This is a genomic window from Streptomyces chlorus (assembly GCF_042655885.1).
GTDB lineage: Bacteria > Actinomycetota > Actinomycetes > Streptomycetales > Streptomycetaceae > Streptomyces > Streptomyces chlorus.
Genome location: NZ_JBHSOA010000032.1, coordinates 45799 through 66383, shown reverse-complemented (window position 1 = coordinate 66383; position 20585 = coordinate 45799). Strand labels below are relative to the sequence as shown.

The window sequence follows — 20585 nt, the reverse complement described above, 5'->3', positions numbered from 1 at the left end:
ACTATCAGGGACCCTGCCTGAAAGATAAGGGGATTTTCGCCAGTCCAGTCCAGCCCAGCCCGGTCCGGTCCTGCTGCCGTGACCGCGGCCGCCCGCCGTCGGCAGACCGCCGATCTGGAAGGATCACGCCATGGCCGCATCCCCGAGCACTGCCCGAGCCATCAACGACCGGCTCGCCCTGCGGCTGCTCCAGCAGGAAGGCCCGCTGACGGCCGGGCAGTTGAAGCAGCTGACCGGGTTGTCCCGGCCGACCGTCGCCGACCTCGCCGAGCGGCTGACCGCAGCCGGGCTGATCGCCGTGGTCGGGGAGGCCGGGGAGCAACGGCGTGGACCGAACGCGAAGTTGTACGGGATCGTCGCCGACCGGGCACACCTGGCCGCACTCGATGTGCGGACCGAGGGTGTCGCCGTGGTCGTGTCCGACCTCGTCGGCACGGTCCTGGCCAAGGCCTCCGCACCGATCGCGCCGGCCGCCGGGACAGGCCCGGCCGTGGAGCGGGCGGTGACCCTGGTCGAGCGGACCTTGAAGGAGGCGGGCGCAGACCGGCTGCACACCGTCGGCGTCGGCGTCCCTGGGCTGATCGACCCCGCGAGCGGCGAACTGCGCGACTCCACAGGGCTGCCGGAATGGCACCGCCGACTGGTCGCCGCGCTTCAGGAGCGGCTGCCCGAGGCGCGGGTCAGCCTTGAGAACGAGACCAACCTCGCAGCCCTGGCCGAGCAGCGCGACGGGGCCGCTCGCGGCCGCGACACCTTCGTCCTGCTGTGGCTCGGCCACGGTACCGGCGCGGCCGTGATCCTGGACGGCGCTCTGCGCCGGGGCGCCTCCGGCGGCACGGGTGAGATCGGCTTCCTGCCGGTCCCGGGCACACCGGGCCTGCCGTCGGCCACGGACTGCGGCGGCGGCTTCCACTCCCTCGCGTCGGCGGCGGCGGTCGCGGAACTGGCGGGGGGGTACGGGGTCGTGGCCGAGCCCGGAGGGGAACCGGCGGCGGGAGCGGTACGGGCGGCCGTCGCGCGGGCGGGGGAGGAGCCGGGCTCTGTGGACGCGCGCTTCCTCGACGCCCTCGCCGACCGCGTCGCCGTGGGGGTCGCGTCGGTGGCCGCGCTGCTGGATCCCGGGTGCGTGGTGCTCGGCGGGGAGATCGGACAGGCGGGCGGCGAGGAACTCGCCGCCCGCGTGCAGGACCGGACGGCCCGGATGTCACCGTTGCCCACTGAGGTGCGGGCGAGTGTCCTGGGTGGCGGAGCGGTGCTGCGAGGCGCCCTCCTGACAGCCCGTGACCACGCCCAGGACGAACTCTTCGGCCCGGCCGCGCAGGGGCACGCCCACTGAAGCGCCCTTTCGGCGCCGCGCACGCCCCCTCGGCGCCCGCGGCAGCTCATTCACCTGGTGCGCGCTCACTTGCCCGCGCGTGCGCGCTGCGCCCGGGCCGCCAGGAACTCCTCGAAGGTGCCCTTGCCCACCGCGTGCTCCGGGGCGAGATGGCCGCCGGCACGGAAGGCGCGGTACGCCGCGCCCCAAAGGGGGACCTTGACCACCGCGCGGCGGCGGCCCGCGGCCTCCAGGTAGGAACGCGCCAGGGACTCCAACGTGCGCACCTCCGGCCCGCCCATGTCCGCGACGCGCCCCGCGGGCCCGCCCCGGGCCAGTTCCGCCAGACGGTCCGCGACCTCGGTCACCTCGATCGGCTGGTCCTTCACATGGGCCGGCAGCAGCATCACCGGAGCCTTGCCCAGTCCCTGGAGGAGGGTGAGCACCAGGTCGTGGAACTGGGTCGTACGGAGCACGGTCCAGCCGAGCCCCGACTCCTCGATCAGCCGCTCCACCGCGAACTTGGTCCTGTAGTAGCCGAACGGCACCTGGTCGACGCCGACGATCGAGATGTAGACGACGTGCCCCACCCCGGCCCGCCGCGCCGCCGCCACGAGGTTCTTCGCCGCCTCCTCGTCGCCGCCGCGCGGGGTGGTCGCACAGTGGACGATCGTGTCCACGCCGGTGACGGCCGCGTCCAGCGCATTGCCGCCCCGGCGCAGGTCGACGGCGTACGGCTGGGAGTGCCGGCTGAGCACCCGCACCTCCTGCGCGCCCGTCCGCAGCCGCTCGATGACATGCCGGCCGAGGGTTCCCGTACCGCCGGTCACCAGGATTGTGGTCATGCCGTTCAGCTCCTCAGGTCCTGTCGTCGGACGCGGCGCTCCTGTCGGCGCGCTTTTGCCCAGTTCATCAGGAGAGAGACGGAACGGCCGCCGGGAATGTGACACGGGGCCGCGAACCGGGCCGGAGGGCGAGGTGGTGAGGCCCGGCGGCGGGCAAGGGCCGTCGTCACCGCCGCCGGGCCGGTCTCTGGGGAGGCTGAAGCAGACGGTAAGAGGACTAGACCATTCAGTCAATAGGTATGGACCAGATGTGGGGGGTATTCAGGCGCGCTCCGGTGGCTTCCAAGGGTGCGAAAGAGGGCGGCGGTCGGGTGATCGCGGGCCGTCCTCCGGGAGTCTGCCCTGCGGTGACGGCGTACGGTGTCACTTCCTGTGAGGCAGCCCACATCCGGTGCCCGTATGGACGGCGGGCGGGCGTGGCACACTGGCCCTGTACCAGCAGCAGCGCACTCCGGGGTCGGTGAAAGTCCGAACCGGCGGTTACAGTCCGCGACCCGGCCGCTTCCAGTGGCCGGTTGACCAGGTGAAATTCCTGGACCGACGGTTAAAGTCCGGATGGGAGGCAGTGCGCGGCGGGCGGGCATCCATGCGCGCCGCCGTACCGGTCCGTCCTCGTGACGGGCTCCGTCCGGCGTCGCTCCCGGTGCCTTCGCCCGTTTTCTGTCGTCGTCGACAGCCCCGGAGTCCGTGCCCGAAGAGGCAGGAGGACCCGGGAAGTGTTCACCGGAATCGTCGAAGAACTGGGTGAGATCACCGCCGTCGAGACCCTTGACGACGCCTGTCGTTTCCGGCTGCGAGGCCCCACCGTCACCGAGGGCGCGAAGCACGGCGACTCGATCGCCGTCAACGGTGTCTGCCTCACAGTCGTGGACCACGAGGGCGACGAGTTCACCGCGGACGTGATGGCCGAGACCCTGAACCGCTCCAGCCTCGGCGCCCTGGCCGTCGGCTCCCGCGTCAACCTCGAACGCCCCATGGCCCTGGGCGCCCGCCTCGGCGGCCACATCGTGCAGGGGCACGTCGACGGCACCGGCCGGATCCTCGGGCGCGAGCCGTCCGAGAACTGGGAGATCGTCAGGGTCTCGCTCCCCGCCGAACTCTCCCGCTACGTCGTGGAGAAGGGCTCCATCACGGTCGACGGCATCAGCCTCACCGTCGTCGACGCCGGGCAGGACTTCTTCACCGTCAGCCTGATCCCCACCACCCTCGCCCTGACCACCCTCGGGCTCAAGCAGAGCGGCGACCCGGTCAACCTCGAGGTGGACGTCATCGCCAAATACGTCGAGCGGCTGATCGGCGACCGCGCGATCGGTGTTCCGGCCGTCGGCGTCCCCGTCGTGGACGCTTCGGCCGCCGGTGAGGGGGCCGCGCGGTGAACTGGCTGAACTCGGAGGCTTTCACCCTCTTCGACCAGCACATCAAGTGGTCGGACATGATCGGCAACGTGATCGGTCTGGCGGCCCTGGCCCTCGGCTGGCGGCGCTCCATCTGGACCTGGCCCGCCCAGTTCGTCTCGGGCGTCATCCTCTTCACGGCCTTCGCCACCGCCCACCTCTCCGGCAGCGCGGGCAAGCAGATCGTCGTCATGGTCGTCGCCGCCTGGGGATTCTGGCAGTGGAACCGTGGTCGGCAGCAGGCGCAGGACGGTTCCATCGCGGTGCGGTTCGCCACCGGCCTCGAACGCCTGCTCATGGTGGGCGCCGCGGCGGTCGGCACCCTCGCGGTGGGCGGGCTGTTCACGCTGTACCCGTCCCTGTCCTGGGACCCCTGGCCGGACGCGTACATCTTCGTCGGCACCATCGTCGCCATGTACGCCCAGGCCCGCGGCATGGTCGAGTTCTGGTTCGCCTGGCTGCTGGTCGACCTCGTCGGCGTACCGCTGAACTTCGCCAACGGCTTCGCCTTCTCCGGCTTCGTCTACGTCATCTACGGCGCACTGGTCCTGTGGGGACTGCGCGACTGGTGGCTGCGCTCCCGCGAGGACGCGCGCCCCGCCCTGGAAGGAGCGCAGGCATGAGCACGGCACCCATCCTTCACAGCACCGAGGAGTTCGAGGACCCCATGCTCGACCCGGTCGAACAGGCCATCGCCGACATCGCGGCCGGCCGCCCCGTCGTGGTCGTCGACGACGAGGACCGCGAGAACGAGGGCGACCTCGTCGTCGCCGCCGAGAAGGCGACCCCCGAGATCGTCGCCTTCATGATGAGCGAATGCCGCGGACTGATCTGCGCCCCCATGGAGAGCGACGAACTGGACCGGCTCCGCCTCCCGCAGATGGTCGAGGACAACACCGAGTCGATGAAGACGGCGTTCACCGTCTCCGTCGACGCCTCCGCCGCCCACGGCGTGAGCACCGGCATCTCGGCCGCCGACCGGGCCACCACGCTCCAACTCCTCGCGAGCGGCACCGCAGAGCCCGCCGACCTCGTCCGCCCCGGCCACATCTTCCCGCTGCGCGCCCGCTCCGGTGGCGTACTCGAACGCGACGGCCACACCGAGGCCGCCGTCGACCTCGCCCGCCTCGCGGGACTGCGCCCGGCCGGAGCCATCGTCGAGATCGCCGGCGAGGACGGCCGGATGCTGCGCCTGCCCGAACTGATTCCGTTCGCCCGCAAGCACGGCCTGACGATCATCTCCATCGAGGACCTGATCGCCTACCGCCGTACCTCCGAGCCCACCGTCCGCCGCGAGGCCGAGGTTCGGCTGCCCACCTCCCACGGCGTGTTCACCGCCTACGGCTACCGCTCCACCATTGACGGCGTCGAACATGTCGCCCTCGTCCACGGAGACATCGGCGACGGCCGGGACGTCCTCGTGCGGGTCCACTCCGAATGCCTCACCGGCGACATCTTCGGCTCCCAGCGCTGCGACTGCGGCCCCCAGCTGGACGCCTCCCTGGACCGCATCCAGACGGAGGGGCGGGGCGTCGTCGTCTACCTGCGCGGACACGAGGGGCGCGGCATCGGCCTGATGTCCAAGCTGCGCGCCTACGAACTCCAGGAACGCGGACGCGACACCCTCGACGCCAACCTCGAGCTCGGCCTGCCCGCCGACGCCCGCGACTACGCCGCCGGCGCGCAGATACTCGCCGACCTCGGGGTGCGCGGAGTCCGCCTGCTGACCAACAACCCCGACAAGTCCCAGGCACTCGTCCGGTACGGCATCGAGGTCACCGGCCGCGAGCCGATGCCCGTCACCGCCGGCGAGCACAACATCCGCTACCTGCGCACCAAGCGCGACCGGATGGGCCACGACCTGCCCTGGCTGGACACGCCGACCGTGCCCGCCTGCGGCAACCAATGACAGCGCCCGCCCGGGGCGACCACCCACCACGGCAGCCGGCAGGAGAGCCTGCCCGCGGCGGCCGGCAAGAGAATCATCGAGGAGAGACGTGAGCGGCAAGGGTGCACCGGAACTGTCCGTACGCAACGTGGAGGACCTCCGCGTCGCCGTCGTCGCGGCACAGTGGCACGAGAAGGTGATGGACGGACTGGTCGACGGCGCCCTGCGCGCCCTGCACGACCTCGGCATCGACGAGCCGACCCTGCTGCGGGTCCCCGGCAGCTGGGAACTCCCGGTCGTCGCCAAGGTCCTCGCCGGACGCGGCTACGACGCGGTCGTCGCCCTCGGCGTCGTCATCCGGGGCGGCACACCCCACTTCGAGTACGTGTGCCAGGGCGTCACCCAGGGACTCACCCAGGTCAGCACCGACACCGGCGTGCCCGTCGGCTTCGGCCTGCTCACCTGCGACACCGAGGAACAGGCGCTGGACCGTGCCGGACTGCCCGGCTCCACCGAGGACAAGGGGCACGAGGCGGTCACGGCGGCGGTGGCGACCGCGGCCACGCTGCGTTCGGTATCCGAACCCTGGCGGTGAGCAGCCCCCGACACCGCGTAGGGTGAGGACCACCATGTCCAAGAAGACGTTCGAGGAGCTCTTCACCGAGCTCCAGCACAAGGCCGCGCACGGCGACCCCGCCACCTCCCGCACCGCCGAACTGGTGGAAAAGGGCGTCCATGCCATCGGCAAGAAGGTCGTCGAGGAGGCCGCCGAGGTCTGGATGGCCGCCGAGCACGAGGGCAAGGAAGCGGCCGCCGAGGAGATCTCGCAGCTGCTCTACCACGTTCAGGTGATGATGGTCGCCCGAGGCATCTCCCTCGACGACGTCTACGCCCATCTATGAGCGCGGACAGCCCCTCCCACCCCTGATACGACAACACCGCAAAGGAAGCCGACCTCATGCTGCGCATCGCACTCCCCAACAAGGGTTCACTGGCAGGCCCTGCGGCGGAGATGCTGCATGAGGCCGGCTACCAGCAGCGCCGGGAGTCGAAGGAACTGAGGATTGTCGACCCGGTCAACGAGGTCGAGTTCTTCTACCTCCGCCCCCGCGACATCGCCATCTACGTCTCGTCCGGCCGTCTCGACATCGGCATCACCGGCCGCGACCTCCTGATCGACTCCGGCGCCGGGGCCGAGGAGATCCTGCCTCTCGGCTTCGCCCGCTCCACCTTCCGCTTCGCCGCCAAGCCCAGCGCCGCCAAGAGCGTCGCGGACCTGAACGGCAGCACGGTCGCCACCTCCTACGAGGGCATCGTCGCGCGGCACCTCGCCGACCAGGGCATCGACGCCACCGTGGTCCACCTCGACGGTGCCGTCGAGACCGCCATCGAACTCGGTGTCGCCGAGGTCATCGCGGACGTGGTCGAGACCGGCACCTCCCTGCGCAACGCGGGCCTGGAGGTCATCGGCGAACCGATCATGACCTCCGAGGCCATCGTCATCCGCCGCACCGGCGCCGAGGCCGGGGCCGACGACACCGTCGAGTCCAAGGTGAGCCAGTTCCTGCGGCGCCTCCAGGGCGTCCTCGTCGCCCGCACCTACGTGATGATGGACTACGACTGCCGGGTCGAGCAGCTGGAGAAGGCCGTCGCGCTGACCCCCGGCCTGGAGTCCCCGACCGTGTCCCCGCTGCACAACGAGGGCTGGGTTGCCGTCCGTGCCATGGTCCCCTCCAAGGAGGCCCAGCGGATCATGGACGATCTCTACGACCTCGGCGCCCGCGCCATCCTCACCACGGCCATCCACGCCTGCCGTCTCTGACCCGGACCGATCCCGGAGCCGCACCATGCCGGACGCCACCCCCGACACCTCCCCGGATGCCACCCCGGGCACCCCGTCGGACCAACTGCCCGCCCTGCCCGTCACCTTCCGGCCGGGCCGGACCCGCGCGGTGCTGCTCACCGCGGCCGTCGCGCTCTTCGCGGCCATCTCCCTGATCGCGCTGCTGCTGAAGCAGCTCAACCCGGGCGAGCGCCTCAGCTTCGTGTTCACCGCCGCCCTCCTGGCCGGAGCCCTGGTCCTGCTGGCCCGGCCGAGGGTCGACGCCGACGAGACGGGCGTCACCGTCGTCAACATCGTGACCCGGCGCCGGCTGGAGTGGGCCCAGATCCTTCAGGTGAACCTCCGTCCGGGTGACCCCTGGGTCTTCCTCGACCTCAGCGACGGCACCAGCCTGCCGGTGCTCGGCATCCAGCCGGGCATCGCCCGGGAGCGCGCCATCGCCGACGCGCGGGCCCTGCGGGCGCTCGCCGTGGCACGGACCACGACCACCGGCCGGACCTCCCAGGGCTGATCCGGGAACACCTCGGGGACATGTCGGGGTTGTCCACCCTGCCGCAGTCGCCACTGTCTTGATTAATCTGTTGGGCACAGGCGCGACGACCGCGCCCTCGCCCCTGCCGCCCCGCCCGGTGCCCCAGGGGCTCCAGCTACCCGAGGAGTGACCCTCTCCGGCGATGGACGGATCGTCCTGCAGTACCTGCGCCGCCCCCTGTCGACATAGCGCGAACCCACTCTCCGAGGTCCGCGACCGTGCACAAGCGGCGGCATCATGACCACCCCTCTGCTGCTCCTCGCAGCCGCGTTCCTGCTGATTCTCGCCAACGGGTTCTTCGTGGCCGCCGAGTTCGGCCTGGTCACCGTCGAGAGGCCGGATGCCGAACAGGCCGCCGCCGGCGGCGACCGGCGCGCCCGCCGGGTCGTCGAGTCACTCAAGGAGCTGTCCTTCCAGCTCTCCGGCACCCAGCTCGGTATCACCCTCACCTCCCTGGCCGTCGGTATGCTCGCCGAACCCGCACTCGCCGAACTGCTGCACGGCCCCATCACCGGCATCGGCGTCCCCACCGGCGCGGTCTCCACCGTCGCCGTGGTCATCGGCATGCTGCTGGCTTCCGCCGTGCAGATGGTCATCGGCGAACTCGTGCCCAAGAACTGGGCGGTGTCCCGCCCCCTGCAGGTCGCGCGGTTCGTCGCCGGCCCGCAGCATGCTTTCGCCCGCGTGTTCCGCCCGGTCATCGCCGGGCTCAACGCCGTGGCCAACCGGCTCGTGCGCACCCTGGGCATCGAGCCCACCACAGAACTGGCCTCTGCCCGCAGCCCCGGCGAACTCGTCTCCCTGGCCCGGCACTCCGCGCGGGCCGGCGCCCTGGAACAGGACACCGCGGACCTCTTCGTACGGACCCTGTCCCTGGCCGGGCTGACCGCGCAGCACGTCATGACCCCGCGCGTGAAGGTCAGCGCCCTGCAGGACTCCGCGACCGCCGAGGACGTGGTGAACCTGACCCGGGCCACCGGCCTGTCCCGCTTCCCCGTCTACCGGGAGCGGATCGACGAGGTCGTCGGCATGGTCCACCTCAAGGACGCCCTCGCGGTGCCTCCGCCCGACCGGCTGCGCACCCCCGTCGGCGGCATCGCCCGCCCCGCGCTGCTCGTCCCCGAATCCCTGCCCGTACGGCCGCTGCTGGCACGGCTGCGCAGCGGGCAGCCCATCGCGGTCGTCGTCGACGAGTACGGCGGCACGGCCGGTGTCGTCACCCTGGAGGACATCGTCGAGGAGATTGTCGGCGAGGTCCTCGACGAACACGACGACCTGCTCGGCGAGGCCCTCGAGCCCGTCCCCGCTCCGCCGGAGGACGGCAGTCCCGCCTGGGACGTCGACGGCAGCGTCCGCGTCGACGTTCTGCTCCGCACAGGCCTCGACGTGCCCGACGGGCCCTACGAGACCGTCGCCGGCCTGGTCGCCGATCTGCTCGGCCGGATCCCGGCCGTCGGTGACCGCGCGGAACTGCCCGGCTGGCGGCTTTCGGTGCGCCGCGTCGGACACAACCGCGCCGAGCGCGTCCGCCTGGTCCGAGCAGCCGAGGCGGCTCCGCCGCTCGTGGAGGCAGCCGGATGAGCCTGCTGCCACTCCTGTTCGCCGCGCTGCTCGTCCTCGCCAACGGCTTCTTCGTGGGCGCAGAGTTCGCGCTGGTCTCCGTGCGCCGCAGCCAGATCGAACCGCTCGGCACCGCACGAGCCCGCCAGGTCCTGTACGGGCTCGAGCATCTGCCGCAGATGATGGCGGCGGCCCAGTTCGGCATCACCGTCTGCTCGCTGACCCTCGGCGCGGTCGCCGAACCGACGGTCGCCCGCCTGCTGGAGCCGGTCTTCGGATGGATGCGTCTGCCGCACGGCATGATTCATCCGCTCGGCTACGTCATCGCGCTCGCCGCGGTGGTCTTCTTCCACCTCGTCATCGGCGAGATGGTTCCGAAGAACCTCGCGATGGCGGCCCCCGAGAAGGCCGCGCTGTGGCTGAGCCCCGGACTGGTCTGGTTCGCCCGCCCGTGCAGACCCGTCACGGTGGCCCTCGGCGCCTGCGCCCAGGCCGTCCTGCGGGCCTTTCGCGTCGAGCCTAAGGACGAGATCGAGGCCGTCTTCACCAGCGAGCAGCTCAACCGGCTCGTCGAGGACGCCGGTCAGGCGGGCCTCCTCGACCCCGAGGAGGCAGAGCGCCTGGAGGACGCCCTGGAACTGGGCTCTCGCCCGGTGACGGATGTACTGCTGCCCCGGGAGTCACTGGTGATGGTCGGCTCCGAGGTCACCCCGGCCCGGATCGTGGAACTGACCGCCCGCACCGGGTACTCCCGGTTCCCGGTCGCCGCACCCGATGGCGCCTTCATGGGCTACCTGCACGTCAAGGACATACTCGACCTGGAGGAGCCTGACCGGGCGGTGCCGCAGGAGCTCTGGCGGCGCATGCCGACCCTCGGGCCCGAAGTCCCACTCGACGACGCCCTCACCGTGATGCGCCGCGCCGCCACCCACCTCGCCCAGGTGGCCGACGCGTCCGGCCGGGTACGGGGCCTGGTGGCCCTGGAGGACGTCCTGGAACTGCTGGTGGGCGAGGTCCGGGACCCGGCGCACCGCGAGAGACCGGGCACGCAGGCGAACGGCGCGACGCGGCCCGGCGCCGGATCGAGGCCTGACCCCGGAACGCGGCCCGGCACCGGATCACCACCGGACAGTGGAGCGCGGCCCGGCACGGGGGCGGCTGCCGGGGTGACCGAACCCAGGAGCGGCGCCCAGAAGGGAGCGCTCACCGGCTGACATCAGGGGCACGGTACCCCGGGAGCAAGCACCGGAGTGCGTACCGGCGGATATGCCGGCGGGTGTGCCGGGCAGGAGCCGTGGGGATCCGTCGGTGTCACGCCGCCGGAGGGTCCTGCGGTCCCCGCCCGGACAGCACCTCCCCGTACGCCTGCATCAGATCCGGCAGCCGCAGCGTCGCCAGGTCCTCCCGGGTCAGCGTGCCCGGATACGCCGGATACGCCGACAGCCGCAGATCCCGGTACGCGCAGCTCTTCTCGTACAGGGTCCGCAGGAAGCGCCCGTTGCCCAGCTCGTCGATCCACCCCTGGTCCACCACGTGCCCGGCGATGGACCGCAGTTCGTCCAGCGCCTCCTCGTCCCACACGTCGCTGTTCTCGGCGGCCAGCACCTCGCCGATCGCGGTGAGTTCAAGGGGCCGGTAGGAGGGGAAATCGACGCGGGTGGTGAAACGGGAGGACAGACCAGGGTTGGCACCCAGGAGGCGGTCCATGCCCTCCGGGTAGCCGGCCAGTATGACCACCAGATGGTCGCGGTTGTCCTCGGCCCGCTTCAGCAGTACCTGGAGCGCCTCGTCGCCGTACGCGTCGCCCTTGCCGTAGCCGGAGTTGGAGAGTGCGTAGGCCTCGTCGACGAAGAGGACCCCGCCGAGCGCGGAGTCGATCAGCTCGTTGGCCTTCACCGCCGTCTGTCCCAAGTACTCGCCGACCAGATCGGCCCGCTGGGCCTCTACGAGATGGTCGCCGCCGAGCAGCCCGAGGGCGTAGAAGACCCGGCCCAGGATGCGGGCCACCGTGGTCTTGCCGGTGCCGGACGGCCCGGAGAAGACGAAGTGCCGTTTCGGCGGCTGTACCGGCAGCCCCTGCCCGGCCCGCAGCCGCGCCATGTTCAGCTGCGCCGACAACGCCTTGACCTGGCGCTTCACCGGTTCCAGGCCGACCATGCGCTCCAGCTCGGCGAGCGCTTCCTCCAGTAAGGCGGGATCGGTGGGGCCGGTCGGCAGTGGCGTCACCGGGTCGCCCGCCCGCGCGCGCACCGAAGGGCCCGTGACCGGCGGCAGGGGCGCGGGCGGCGGATCCGGCTCGGACAGCATCAGATCGCGGCCCTCGGTGTCGAACAGCGGGTCGAGGGTGTCCGGCCCGTCCAGCAGATCCGCGCCCGCACCGCCGAGCCCGACCGCGCCGAGGTCGGCACCGTCGTCGTAGCCGTCCCCCTCGGAGATGGCGGCGAGCCGGGCCGACGTGTCCATGAACGCGGGGTCGACCCGGTGCACTGCCCGGTACAGGGGGAGCGCTGCGGCGCTGCGGCCGGTGCCCTCGTGGGCGCGCGCCAGCCAGTAGCGCAGCTCCTTGCGCTGCGGCTGCTCGCTGCGGCAGCGCATCAGGGCCGCCGACAGCAGCGGTTCGGCCTGCCCGTACATCTCCAGACGCACCCGGGCCATCCCCCCGAACAGACCCGTCTCGATCCCGAGCAGCGGATCACCGTGCAGCGGGTCGGTGTGCCGTACCAACTGCTCCCAGTCCTTGACCAGATAGGCGCGGCAGGCGTGCAGGAAGCGGACCTGCGGGTCGGTGTCCACCGGAGGGAGCCCGGCAAGGGCGCGGTCCAGCTCGGGGACATGGCGGCCGTCCAGCCAGTGGGAGGCGTGCGCGAGCAGCAGATCGCGCGGGCTCTCCAGCACCGGCTGCACCCACCAGCCGAGCCAGTACCAGGAGTTGAGGGCGCGGCGGTGCCGGGCGCGCTGTTCGCCGAAACGGCCCCGGTGCCGGAACATCCGCAGCAGCGAGGCCGTCGTGTCGACGCGCAGCGCGTGCAGCCCGAGCCAGCCGTCCGCCATCCCCGGGTCGATCCGCACCGCGGCCCGGAACTCCTCCTCGGCCTGTGGATAGGCGCCCATCGTGTAGGCGTCCACGCCCCGCAGCCAGGCGAGGTCGGCAGGGGCCTGCGGGCCCTGCGTGCCGAAGTCCATCACGTCCCCCACAAACCGTGCCCCGTCGGTATGCCTTACCGGCCCTCGCCCGCCGGCTGCCCTGGGGCGAACCGCTGTGCCGCGGACCGGAGTTGCACGGTGCGCGAAGCAACGTCCGTAGGTCGCACCGAAGGCATCGTACCTGCGGCGCCGCGACCTCCGTAGGGGGCCGTACCCGCAGCGGGACGACAGGGGGAAGGGGAGCGTCCGCACTATGTTGTGACCGAGGGTGATCGTCATATGCCGCTCGGCGTCCGGAAGAGGTGAAGAAGGCAGAACGAAGCCCCCGATCACGGGGGAACAACCGGGGGCTTCGCGTCTGTGGGCGGCTCCGAATGGCCGCACATTGAAAACGTAAGACCTGTACGGCCCCCGGTCAAGCGGAGTTGGAGCACTCCGGCGGCTTGCCCGGGAGAGGTTCTTCGCAAGTTCAACACACCGCGGACGACTCGTCACCGTGCGTGAGGGGTGGGTTCGGATCAGCAGCCCCGGCAGGCCCGGGAAGCACCTCATATCCCTTCCCGCGCTCCCGAACCAGCTGGTCGGCGAAGGGGCGTGACGGGTCGTCGGTGAAGTGCCGCTGCTCCGCCCCGACCCAACCGTCCCAGAATTCCCGCTGCTCCTCCCCGTCCCGCGCCCGCCCCCGCGACCAGGAGGCCTCCGCGGGCAGGTCCATCCACAGCAGCAGCGCCAAATACGGCCGCAGCGCCCGCCGCCCCGCGCCGACGCCCTCGACGACGACCACCGGGGCGGGCGGCAGCGGGCGCGGCGGTCCGAAGGCGCGGGCCCGCCAGTCGTAGGGGGTGTAGGACGTCTGCTCGCCGCGGCCGAGCGGACCGATCACCTGGCTCAGCAGCCGCCCGGTCCAGCCGAACAGCTCCTCATGGCTGGCGATGTCGTCGAGCCGCAGCACGGGGGCGCCGTCCAGTGCGTCGGCCAGCAGTCCGGCGAACGTGGACTTCCCGGAGCCGGCGTGTCCGTCGACACCGACCAGCCGGACCGGTCCGCAGGAGGGGGCGAGCCGGCGAATGCGGGAGACGAGATCGTGCATGACTGGTTCCGGGGTGAGGCGGGTCGGGGCGGGGTGGGGAGAGACGGTGACGGAGTCTCATTCTAGAACCTCCCTGCCCTCCCGGAACGATCCGCACAGCCGCACAGCCGCACAGCCGCACAGCCGCACAGCCGCCGAACCGCTGATCAGTCGAGCTGCCGAACCACCGCCGGCTGCCGCCGCGCGTGTCATTGGTCGAGTCCGATGACGGTCGGCGCGGCCCGGCCCGGGGTGCTGGCGGGGCCCGCCCCGGTGCGTCCATAGTGGGCGGGCGTCGCTCCACCCGGTGGACGCGGTCCGTCCGGCCCGCGTCCACCGGGTGGAGCGACTCCGAGCCCGACTCCGACACCTGGGGGGTCCTTCACCCATGAGCAGAGCCGAACAGCCGTCCCGCAGAACCCTCCTGGCTGCGGCGGTCGTCGCCGCCGTCGCGTCGAGCGCGGGCCCGGCGTCCGCCGGCACCGCGACCGGCCTGCCCGCCGGCACGGCAGGCGGCTCCGCGGACCCCGAAGCGGCCGCGGCCCGCCGCGTCGACAACCGGGCCTGGACCTCGTACGGCGACTGGCGTGCCGGCAGCGCCGGGGGCACCCGCGCCGTCGCGGGCGTCCGCCCCGGCCTGGTGATCGCGAAGGCGGCCGGCACCACCGACTACATCGATCCGCACACCGGCCGCACCGCCGCATGGGAGTACGCGACCTGGACCTCGCCCGTCCACCGGCTCACCGTGCCGGCGACGGAGGCCGTCGTCTCCTGGAACGCGCGCACTCCCGACGGCACCTGGATCCAGGCCGAGTTGCAGGGCGCGTACACGGACGGCACCGACACGCCCTGGTACGTGATGGGCCGCTGGGCGGCCGGCGACCAGGACATCCGGCGTACCTCGGTGGACGACCAGAGCGACGGCCGCAGCACGGTGTGGACCGACACCCTCGCCGTCGACGACGCGGCCTCGGGCCTGCGCCTGGTCTCGTACCGGCTGCGGCTGACCCTCCACCGCCGTCCCGGCACCTCGCTCACCCCAACCGTGTGGCGGCTCGGTGCGATGGGCTCCGACGTCCCCGACCGCTTCACCGTCCCGGCGTCCGCCCCCGGCCCGGCCCGGGAACTGATCGTCCCGCGCTACTCGCAGGAGATCCACAAGGGCCAGTACCCGGAGTACGACAACGGCGGCGAGGCCTGGTGCAGTCCGACCTCCTCGCAGATGATCGTCGAGTACTGGGGCGGACGGCTCACCGAGGAGCAACTGGCCTGGGTCGACCCGTCCTACGCCGACCCGCAGGTGTGCCACGCGGCCCGCCACACCTACGACCACCAGTACGCGGGCTGCGGCAACTGGCCGTTCAACGCGGCCTACGCGGCCACTTTCGAGGGCCTCCAGGGCGTCGTCACCCGGCTCGGCTCGCTGACCGACCTGGAGACGCTGATCGCGGCGGGCATCCCGGTCATCACGTCCCAGTCCTTCCGCGAGGAGGAGTTGACCGGAGCGGGGTACGGCACTGCCGGGCACCTCATGACCGTGATCGGCTTCACTTCCGACGGCGACGTCATCGCCAACGATCCCGCCTCCCCGGACAATGCGTCGGTCCGCCGCGTCTACCGGCGCCGCGAATGGGAGAACATCTGGCTGCGGACGAAGCGATATGGCGCAAACGGCCAGGTCAGAGGGGGTACGGGCGGAGTCTGCTACATCTTCTGGCCCGTCAACTCAACACCACGTCAGCAGCGCGTTCTGCGGTCGCTCGGACTGGCCTGACCATGTGAGGCCCCACGGCCGCCTCACGACCGCAGGCTGGACGGCGGCATCGCCCTGGCCCGGCTGCTCGCACGCTCCCAGGCAGTGATCCCGGTGCCGGGGGCCGGCCGCCCGGTTTCCATCCAGGACTCGGCTCAGGCTGTGGAACTCAGGCTGAGCACGGAGGAGCCGGGGCGGCTCGAGGCCGCTCTGCCGGGCTGAATGACCGTGCCCCCGGACATGGCCGGACGGTGTACTGGCACCCAGGAGCCGTGCGACTCGGCACCTGCGCCAACCGGTCCGTGCGGCGGGCTCCGTCCGGTCGTCCGACGGTCGTCGGAGGGCCCGCCGCACCGCACCGGCGCGTACCGTGTGACCAAGCTCTCGGCCGCAAAAGCCGCTCATGGTGGCAAGGTGGACAGTGCCGTGGGGGAGTCCACGGCCCCCGAGACCAGCGAGAAGCCATGACCGCGAACGCAGCCACCGCCACAGCCCCTGCCGCCGTCCCCGGTGCCCGCACCGGCGGCCCTCGGGAGGACGGCCCGAAGATTTTTGAGCACGTCATGGGATGGGCCCTCGTCGTGGTCGTCGCGATGTTCGTGACGCAGCTCGGGCTCCTCTGACCTTCGGGCCGCTCCGGCCTTCGGACTGCTTTGGCCTCCGGACCGCTCCGACCTGCCGCGAGGGCCGACCTGCCATACTGCGGATGTCCCGTCCTCCGCAGGAAGCCAGGTCAGGATTGAATATCAGTCAGCAATCTGCCGTGCGCCCCGGAGCGCGCAGCACCGAGCGTTCGCTGGCACGTCGTGCCGAACTCATCGCCATCGGCCGGAAACTGTTCGCCGACACGTCGTACGACGCGCTCTCCATGGACGACATCGCACGTCAGGCGCATGTTGCCAAGGGGCTGATCTACTACTACTTCCACTCCAAGCGGGGCTACTACCTCGCCATCATCCGCGACTCGGTCGACGGCCTGGTCGCCTTCGCCGCGGGTGGTGTCGAGCTGCCGCCCGCCCAGCGGGTGCACCGCACCGTCGACAGCTATCTGCGCTACGCCGAGCACAACCAGGCCGCGTACCGCACGATCGTCAGCGGCGGCGTCGGCTTCGACGCCGAGGTGCACGCCGTCCGGGACGGGGTGCGCGAGGCGATCGTCGCGACCATCGCCGAAGGCGCGTACGGGACCGCCGACATCACGCCCGTGGCGCGGATGGGCCTGCTGTCCTGGGTCTGCAGCGTCGAGGGCGCCACCCTCGACTGGATCGACCGCCCCGGGCTGCCCCGCGAGACCATGTGCGAGCTGCTGGTGAAGACGCTCGGCGGAGCCATGCGCGCCATCGAGGAACTGGACCCCGCGCACCCGGCCCCGGAGCCCGCCCGTCGCGACGCCTGACACCACGGGCGCCACGCCGGGGGCGGAGGTCCCCCGGGGGACCTCCGCCCCCGGCGTGGCGCCCGTGGTTACCTGATCGCGCCGATCAGTTCACCGTTCGCGGTGTCGCCGCTCAGCTCCCAGAAGAACGTGCCGGCGAGACCCTGCTGGTCCTTGTAGTCCATTTTGGTCGCGACGGTGGCCGGGGTGTCGTAACTCCACCAGTCGTTGCCGCACTTGGCGTAGGCGGTACCGCCGACCGTGCCGGTCGCCGGGCACTTTTCCTTGAGTGCCTTGTAGTCGTCGATGCCCGGCTCGTACGTACCCGTCGCCGGACCGGTCGCGGTGCCACCGGGCTCGGACTGCGTGACGCCCGTCCAGCCGCGGCCGTAGAAGCCGATGCCGAGCAGCAGCTTGGAGGCCGGGATGCCTAGGCCCTTGAGCTTCGCGATGGTCGCCGCGGTGTGCGTGTCGGCCTTCGGGATGCCGTCGTAGGTGGTCAGCGGCGAGTGCGGGGCGGTGGGACCGGCGGCGTCCCAGGCGCCGAAGAAGTCGTACGTCATCGGGTTGTACCAGTCGACGTACCCGGCGGCGCCGGCGTAGTCCGCCGCGTCGATCTTGCCGCCGACCGTGGCGTCGGCGGTGATCGCCGCGGTGACCAGGTTGTCGGAGCCGAACCTGGCGCGCAGCGTGGACATCAGGTCCGTAAAGGACTCCCGGCCGCTGGTGTCACAGGTGGCGCCGCAGGCGTTCGGGTACTCCCAGTCGATGTCGATGCCGTCGAAGACGTCGGCCCACTGCGAGTTCTCGACCAGGTCGTAGCAGGACTGGGCGAACGCGGCCGGGTCCTTCGCGGCCTCGCCGAAGCCGCCGGACCAGGTCCAGCCGCCGAACGACCACAGCACCTTCAGGTCGGGGTGCTTCTCCTTCAGTTCGCGCAGCTGGTTGAAGGTGCCGCGCAGCGGCTGGTCCCAGGTGTCGGCCACGCCGTCGACGGACTCGGCGGCGGTGTAGGCCCGCTCGGTGGCCGCGTAGTTGTCGCCCATCGCGCACTTGCCGCCGGTGACGTTGCCGAAGGCGTAGTTGATGTGCGTGAGCTTGTCCGCGGAGCCCGAGGTATCGATGTTCTTGACGTGGTACACGCGGTCGTAGGTACCCCATTCGGTGAAGTAACCGATGATCCTGGAACTTGCGGCGGCCTCCTGAGCCGGGGTCGCCGCGGCGGTCGAGGTGCCCGCACCGGCGAGCAGTCCGGCGCCGAGCGCGGCGGCGCAGGCGGCGGACACGAGCGCCCGCAGAGGGCGGTGGCGGTGGGGGGATTGCATCCGGTGTGTCTCCTCGTGGGGGAGGGGAAACGCGAGCCGTTTGGCATGAACGCGGTGACTCGGTGGAGCGAAACAGTAGGAGGACTAGACCAGTGCGGTCAATGGTGCGGACCAATTTCAGCGTCCGGAAAATTCTTCGAGTAAGCGGTCGTTAACAAGTGACGTGCCCTGCTCGATCGGGCATACTCACAGCTCACAGCGGCTGGCCGACTGCCTCCGAGACCCGGAGGCCGATCCCTTGGCCAGGCGCCGGAACGACCCGGCGGAGTCGCCCCCAACCCGAGGCGCAGAGCCGCCGACGTGCCCGAACAGGGAGGAGAGCGTCGCCATGTCCGACCACGCCCCGCAGCCGGTGGACCGGCAACTGCCCACGGACGAGGCGCGGGACCTGATCTCGCTCGTCCGCGACATCGCGCAGCGCGAGATCGCCCCGAAGGCGGCAGAGGAGGAGGACGCGGCCCGCTTCCCGCGCGAGGTATTCACCCTGCTCTCCGGGTCCGGACTGCTCGGCCTGCCCTACGACTCCGCGTACGGCGGTGGGGACCAGCCGTACGAGGTCTACCTCCAGGTCCTCGAGGAGCTTGCCGCGGCCCGCCTGACCGTCGGCCTCGGGGTCAGCGTGCACACCCTCGCCTGTTACGCGCTCGCCGCCCACGGCACCAAGGAGCAGCAGGCCGAGTACCTGCCGGCGATGCTCGGCGGGGGCCTGCTCGGCGCCTACTGCCTCTCCGAGCCGTCCTCCGGGTCGGACGCGGCCTCACTGCGCACCAGGGCGGTGCGTGAAGGCGGGGGAGACTGGGCGCTCACCGGCACCAAGGCGTGGATCACGCACGGCGGTATCGCGGACTTCTACACCGTCATGGCCCGCACCGGCGAGGAGGGCCCGCGCGGAATCACCGCGTTCCTGGTCCCCGGCGACGCCGAAGGGCTGAGCGCGGCCGTACCGGAGAAGAAGATGGGCATGAAGGGCTCGCCCACCGCGCAGGTCCACTTCGACGGCGTACCGGTTTCCGACGGCCGGCGGATCGGCGAGGAGGGGCAGGGCTTCGCGATCGCCCTGTCTGCGCTGGACGGCGGACGGCTCGGCATCGCGGCCTGCGCGATCGGCCTGGCGCAGGCCGCGCTCGACGAGGCGCTCGGTTACGCGTCCGGGCGACGGCAGTTCGGGCGGCCGATCGCCGACTTCCAGGGGCTGCGGTTCATGCTCGCGGACATGGCCACGCAGATCGAGGCCGGGCGCGCGCTGTATCTTGCGGCGGCCCGACTACGGGACGCCGGGCGGCCGTTCGCCAAGCAGGCGGCCATGGCGAAGCTGCACTGCACGGACACGGCGATGCGGGTCACCACCGACGCCGTCCAGATCCTCGGCGGCTACGGCTACACCGCGGACTTCCCGGCCGAGCGCTACATGCGCGAGGCCAAGGTCCTGCAGATCGTCGAGGGAACGAACCAGATCCAGCGCATGGTCATCGCCCGCCATCTCGCGGGGCCGCAGACGAGCTGAACTGACCGAGCCCCCGCCAGGGCGCCGCGAGCCGAGCCCACTCCGGGTCGTGCCGTCCGGGCAGGGTGCGGCCCTTGTCGGCCCAGGCCCGCATCAGTTCCCGGTAGATCGGTGGATCCGGCAGCTGGGGCAGTGGCAGCGGCGCCGCGGGTACGGTCAGCGGCGCGACCGCGGTGCGGACCATGGGCTGCGGTGCGGGCTGAGGTTCGGGTGGCGGGGCGAGGGCAAGTCGTTGACGCCCGGTCGTCGAGCGCGTGGGGGTCGTCATACCTGGGCAACGCGGGAGCGACCGGGCAGGTCACCGACCGCCCGAATAGTGCGTGCGTTCACGGCCGACCGGTCGACCGGATGGTCCGGCTTCCGGCATCCGGCGGCGCACCGCGTAGTGCGGGTCGCGGTGCGCGTGGCGGGCGTGACGCGCGTGCCGGTACGCCGGGTGCGTCCGGTGCGCGTCCGTGGGCCGTTCGGCGCCGGACGGGGCGGCCAAGGGCGGACAGGGGCGGCTCAGGCCGCGTGGCGCCGTATGGCGGGGACCCTCATCGGGCGCGAAGCCGGACCCCCGACGTGCGAGAACGGCTGGGTGCGCCAGTCAAGCCCCTGAGGGAGCGTCAGCAGCAGGGCGGTGTCCTGCTCCTGGGGCGTGGCGGACTCGTCCGCCGGCCGAGCGTCGTCGGCACTGCGGCCCGTACCGGCGCAGACCGTCAGCCCGAACGGGTTCCACGGCGTGGCGCACAACGCGTGCTCCGGCAGGACCTCCTCGTCCGCGAGCAGGGCGATTGGCTGCGCGCAGTCCGGGCACACGACCCGGTACATCTCGAAGGTGTCGTACGCGTCGAGTTCGTCGTCGAGCGCGTCGGGATCGACGTAATCCGGGACGAGTTCGACGACCGGCTGCTGCCGCTTGGGCGTGCTGCGACCAGGGCGCTTAAGACTCTGCATGGGTTCTCCCCCTCGGGCTGGGCCGTGAAGGCGCTGCGGCCTCGACCACAGCAAGCACTTCCCGTCCCCCGTCGGGGGTAATCACGAGAACATCACGGA

The 20585-nt window shown here is 71.6% G+C and carries 19 protein-coding genes and 1 riboswitch; of the genes, 14 read left to right on the top strand and 5 right to left on the bottom strand.

The window, feature by feature from the left end:
* Positions 1 to 130 precede the first annotated feature (130 nt).
* Positions 131 to 1336, top strand: coding sequence for an ROK family transcriptional regulator (locus tag ACFPZI_RS15805; protein WP_381363528.1), 1206 nt, complete (start codon positions 131 to 133; stop codon positions 1334 to 1336).
* A 65-nt stretch (positions 1337 to 1401) separates the two neighbouring features.
* Here the strand turns inward: ACFPZI_RS15805 and ACFPZI_RS15800 are convergent, their stop codons facing one another.
* Positions 1402 to 2160, bottom strand: a complete 759-nt coding sequence (locus tag ACFPZI_RS15800) for an SDR family oxidoreductase (RefSeq protein WP_381363526.1) — start codon at positions 2158 to 2160, stop codon at positions 1402 to 1404.
* A 442-nt stretch (positions 2161 to 2602) separates the two neighbouring features.
* Positions 2603 to 2733: riboswitch (FMN riboswitch) on the top strand.
* A 143-nt stretch (positions 2734 to 2876) separates the two neighbouring features.
* Between ACFPZI_RS15800 and ACFPZI_RS15795 the strand changes: the two genes are divergently transcribed.
* The 9 genes from ACFPZI_RS15795 to ACFPZI_RS15755 all read left to right on the top strand — a co-directional run bounded on the left by ACFPZI_RS15795 (position 2877) and on the right by ACFPZI_RS15755 (position 10591).
* Positions 2877 to 3536, top strand: a complete 660-nt coding sequence (locus ACFPZI_RS15795; protein WP_381363525.1) for a riboflavin synthase — start codon at positions 2877 to 2879, stop codon at positions 3534 to 3536.
* A complete protein-coding gene (locus tag ACFPZI_RS15790) occupies positions 3533 to 4177 on the top strand; it encodes a nicotinamide mononucleotide transporter family protein (protein ID WP_381363524.1) in 645 nt (214 codons plus the stop codon). The genes ACFPZI_RS15795 and ACFPZI_RS15790 overlap by 4 nt, the downstream gene beginning before the upstream one ends.
* A complete protein-coding gene (locus ACFPZI_RS15785; protein WP_381363522.1) occupies positions 4174 to 5463 on the top strand; it encodes a bifunctional 3,4-dihydroxy-2-butanone-4-phosphate synthase/GTP cyclohydrolase II in 1290 nt (429 codons plus the stop codon). The genes ACFPZI_RS15790 and ACFPZI_RS15785 overlap by 4 nt, the downstream gene beginning before the upstream one ends.
* Positions 5464 to 5551: 88 nt before the next feature.
* Positions 5552 to 6037 (top strand): 6,7-dimethyl-8-ribityllumazine synthase, encoded by a 486-nt coding sequence (gene ribH, locus ACFPZI_RS15780; protein ID WP_381363520.1) that lies wholly within the window; start codon positions 5552 to 5554, stop codon positions 6035 to 6037.
* Positions 6038 to 6071: 34 nt separating this feature from the next.
* A complete protein-coding gene (locus ACFPZI_RS15775; RefSeq protein ID WP_010046365.1) occupies positions 6072 to 6344 on the top strand; it encodes a phosphoribosyl-ATP diphosphatase in 273 nt (90 codons plus the stop codon).
* A 56-nt stretch (positions 6345 to 6400) separates the two neighbouring features.
* Positions 6401 to 7264, top strand: coding sequence for an ATP phosphoribosyltransferase (gene hisG, locus ACFPZI_RS15770; protein ID WP_381363518.1), 864 nt, complete (start codon positions 6401 to 6403; stop codon positions 7262 to 7264).
* 25 nt (positions 7265 to 7289) lie between these two features.
* Entirely contained in the window at positions 7290 to 7796 is a 507-nt protein-coding gene (locus ACFPZI_RS15765; protein WP_381363517.1) for a PH domain-containing protein, read from the top strand.
* Between the two features lie 258 nt (positions 7797 to 8054).
* A complete protein-coding gene (locus ACFPZI_RS15760; protein ID WP_381363515.1) occupies positions 8055 to 9398 on the top strand; it encodes a hemolysin family protein in 1344 nt (447 codons plus the stop codon).
* Positions 9395 to 10591 carry a hemolysin family protein gene (locus ACFPZI_RS15755; protein WP_381363513.1) on the top strand — a complete coding sequence of 399 codons (1197 nt, stop codon included), beginning with the start codon at positions 9395 to 9397 and terminating at the stop codon, positions 10589 to 10591. Before ACFPZI_RS15760 ends, ACFPZI_RS15755 begins: the two co-directional genes overlap by 4 nt.
* Positions 10592 to 10688: 97 nt before the next feature.
* Here the strand turns inward: ACFPZI_RS15755 and ACFPZI_RS15750 are convergent, their stop codons facing one another.
* Entirely contained in the window at positions 10689 to 12560 is a 1872-nt protein-coding gene (locus ACFPZI_RS15750) for an AAA family ATPase (protein ID WP_381363511.1), read from the bottom strand.
* Between the two features lie 430 nt (positions 12561 to 12990).
* Complete coding sequence (locus ACFPZI_RS15745; protein WP_381363509.1) at positions 12991 to 13611, bottom strand: hypothetical protein; 621 nt, start codon at positions 13609 to 13611, stop codon at positions 12991 to 12993.
* Positions 13612 to 13978: 367 nt separating this feature from the next.
* On the opposite strand from ACFPZI_RS15745, the gene ACFPZI_RS15740 reads away from it, so the two are divergent.
* The 3 genes from ACFPZI_RS15740 to ACFPZI_RS15730 all read left to right on the top strand — a co-directional run bounded on the left by ACFPZI_RS15740 (position 13979) and on the right by ACFPZI_RS15730 (position 16739).
* Positions 13979 to 15364, top strand: a complete 1386-nt coding sequence (locus ACFPZI_RS15740) for a peptidase C39 family protein (protein ID WP_381363507.1) — start codon at positions 13979 to 13981, stop codon at positions 15362 to 15364.
* A 443-nt stretch (positions 15365 to 15807) separates the two neighbouring features.
* Complete coding sequence (locus ACFPZI_RS15735) at positions 15808 to 15966, top strand: SCO1431 family membrane protein (RefSeq protein ID WP_381363505.1); 159 nt, start codon at positions 15808 to 15810, stop codon at positions 15964 to 15966.
* Between the two features lie 116 nt (positions 15967 to 16082).
* Positions 16083 to 16739, top strand: coding sequence for a TetR/AcrR family transcriptional regulator (locus tag ACFPZI_RS15730; RefSeq protein WP_381363503.1), 657 nt, complete (start codon positions 16083 to 16085; stop codon positions 16737 to 16739).
* Positions 16740 to 16807: 68 nt separating this feature from the next.
* Here ACFPZI_RS15730 and ACFPZI_RS15725 read toward each other — a convergent pair whose 3' ends face one another.
* Positions 16808 to 18043, bottom strand: coding sequence for a glycoside hydrolase family 18 protein (locus ACFPZI_RS15725; protein ID WP_381363501.1), 1236 nt, complete (start codon positions 18041 to 18043; stop codon positions 16808 to 16810).
* A gap of 328 nt (positions 18044 to 18371) precedes the next feature.
* On the opposite strand from ACFPZI_RS15725, the gene ACFPZI_RS15720 reads away from it, so the two are divergent.
* On the top strand, positions 18372 to 19547 hold the full coding sequence (locus ACFPZI_RS15720; protein ID WP_381363500.1) for an acyl-CoA dehydrogenase family protein: 1176 nt from the start codon (positions 18372 to 18374) through the stop codon (positions 19545 to 19547).
* Between the two features lie 504 nt (positions 19548 to 20051).
* Here ACFPZI_RS15720 and ACFPZI_RS15715 read toward each other — a convergent pair.
* Complete coding sequence (locus tag ACFPZI_RS15715) at positions 20052 to 20486, bottom strand: hypothetical protein (RefSeq protein WP_381363498.1); 435 nt, start codon at positions 20484 to 20486, stop codon at positions 20052 to 20054.
* Positions 20487 to 20585 lie beyond the last annotated feature (99 nt).